The sequence below is a fragment of the Streptomyces minutiscleroticus genome, assembly GCF_014650875.1.
GTDB lineage: Bacteria > Actinomycetota > Actinomycetes > Streptomycetales > Streptomycetaceae > Streptomyces > Streptomyces minutiscleroticus.
Map to the genome: position 1 here is coordinate 1 of NZ_BMVU01000171.1, position 2,050 is coordinate 2,050.

General features: G+C 70.1%; 3 protein-coding genes and 2 pseudogenes. All 5 read left to right on the forward strand.

From position 1 onward, the window contains the following. Nucleotides 1-171 precede the first annotated feature (171 nt). A pseudogene (locus tag IE271_RS44290) lies at nt 172-624 on the forward strand (transposase); the annotation flags it as partial. A gap of 118 nt (nt 625-742) precedes the next feature. Beyond that, on the forward strand, nt 743-895 hold the full coding sequence (locus IE271_RS44295) for a hypothetical protein (protein WP_373308923.1): 153 nt from the start codon (nt 743-745) through the stop codon (nt 893-895). Nucleotides 896-949: 54 nt separating this feature from the next. Further along, nucleotides 950-1,368, forward strand: a pseudogene (locus IE271_RS40705) (methyltransferase domain-containing protein); the annotation flags it as partial. A gap of 160 nt (nt 1,369-1,528) precedes the next feature. After that, nucleotides 1,529-1,768 (forward strand): hypothetical protein, encoded by a 240-nt coding sequence (locus IE271_RS40710; RefSeq protein WP_190195449.1) that lies wholly within the window; start codon nt 1,529-1,531, stop codon nt 1,766-1,768. After that, nucleotides 1,768-2,050, forward strand: a 283-nt coding sequence (locus IE271_RS40715; RefSeq protein ID WP_190195450.1) for a fic family toxin-antitoxin system, toxin component, incomplete at its 3' end; no start/stop codon positions are given. The genes IE271_RS40710 and IE271_RS40715, both read left to right, overlap by 1 nt.

Genomic DNA, 2,050 nt, shown 5'->3' on the forward strand with positions numbered 1-2,050 from the left:
CCGCGGCGACGATCGCGTTCAACGGCGCGGCCGCCTGGCCCGACCCGCTGGGCGTGGGCATGCACGCGGTGATCCCGGTGCTGTTCGTGGTCGCCGTTAACCTCGCGCTTTCACGAGGTGGGCTGTCCGGAGGCTGATCAAAAAAGCGGGAAGCGCTCCTGACCTGCAACGATGGGACTTGCTGAGGGTCCTGTTGGCTGCGAGGAAAGAAGCACCTCCCCAGTGAAGAAGCGTATCGGGTCCTATCCGCATGTCCGCGTCGAGGGCGGCGGCCGGTCGGTGGTCTCCCAGGTCGGGGCCGTGCTGCTGGTGGAGACGGTCCGCAAGACCGGCCTGGACCAGGCGGTATCCGCGGCCCTGACGCCGTGGAGCAAGGCCCGGGCGGTGCATGATCCGGGCAAGCTCCTGCTGGATGTGGCGCTCGCGGTGGCGCTGGGCGGGGACTGCCTGGCCGATGTCGCCATGCTGCGGGCCGAACCGGCGGTGTTCGGGCCGGTCGCCTCCGACCTGACCGTCTCCCGGCTCGTCGACACCCTCGCCGCCGGCGGGATACGGGTCCTGACTGCTCCCCGCGCCGTCCGGGACGACGTGCGTGAACGGGTCTGGAAGCTGGCCGGTGACGCGGCGCCGGACATCGGAGGGCAGGTGATCGTGGACCTGGACGGCGTCCTCGTCCTGGCCCACTTTCGAGAAGCAGGATGCGGCAGCGACCTGGAAGAAGTCCTTCGGTCACCATTCGCTGATGGGCTTCGTCGACCACGGCCGCGGCGGATCCGGCGAACCGGTCGCCGGTCTGCTGCGGCCCGGGAACGCGGGCTGCAACATCGCCGCCGACCGCATCACCGCCGCCCGCCTGGCCCTGGCCCAGTTGCCGAAACAATACCGGCGGGGATAGCAGACACTGATCCGCACCGACTCCGGCGGTGGCACCCACGCCTTCGTCGCCTGGCTCGCCCTCATGCTGGACCAGCTCCAGGCCCGGCCCGGCGAGCGCATCCTCGAACTCGGCGCCGGCACCGGCTACAACGCCGCCCTGCTGGCTCACCTCGTCGGCGACCACGGGCACGTCACCACCCTCGACGTCGACGACGACCTCGTGCAGGACGCCCGTGCACACCTCGCCGCCGCCGAAATCGCCAACGTCCAGGCCCTCACCCCCGACGGGGCTCTCGGCCACGCCGAGAACGCCCCTACGACCGGATCATCGCCGCCATCGGCGCCCACGGCATTCCGCCCGCCTGGCTCGACCAGCTCGCCCCTGGCAGCGGACTCCTGGTTCCCCGGCGTCTGAAGGGCAGAGCGTCCCGCTCCATCGCCTACGAGCAGCGCGACGGCCGATGGACGTCCCTCGGCGGCGAGACGAACACGGGGCCGGACAAGCGGCTGCTGAATCTGTGCGCGTTTGAGGGCCGGCAAGAGCAAATAGGACAAATAGTGCGGCGTACCGCCGCACGCGGCGTCACAGGTCCTCTCCGCCATGTGGCTCCCGAGATGAGCAAACCGTGGTAACGGGTGTTACCATCCGGGTATGGCTAAGACACAGCTGGGCGCGCGAGTGGACGAAGACGTCGCTGAACTGGCGAGGAAGCGAGCCGCCGACCTGGGGCTGAGCATCGGGGACTACCTTGCCCGGCTCGTACAGGACGACGCCAGCGGCCTGCGCACCCGAGGGGTGGATGCGGCCGCCCGCTTCCTGGCCGAGCACCAGACAATCTTCGATGAGGCCGAGGACGCGCAGCAGATGCACCGAGGAGCACGCGCCGCCTGATGGAACTGCACATCGACGTCCCCTGGATCCTGCAGGTGGCCGAGGCCGCCGGGGCGAACGATCCAGCCCCCGACGACTACGGCGTTCCCCTGGCCGCCGTCGCCCGCCACCGGGCCGAGCTGCTCGAGCAGCCCGTCTACGACGGCCCCTACGCCAAGGCCGCAGCCCTGGTACATACCCTGGGACGGTGCCGCTGGCTGGAGCGCTCCAATCTGGCTGTTGCCGCCGCCACCGGCGTCATGTACCTCGAAGCTGCCGGGATACCCGTCAAGCCCGCCCGCG

Coding starts and splice junctions, on each gene's coding strand:
- IE271_RS44295 (WP_373308923.1), top strand. CDS start 743: ATGGGCTTCGTCGACCACGGCCGCGGCGGATCCGGCGAACCGGTCGCC.
- IE271_RS40710 (WP_190195449.1), top strand. CDS start 1,529: ATGGCTAAGACACAGCTGGGCGCGCGAGTGGACGAAGACGTCGCTGAA.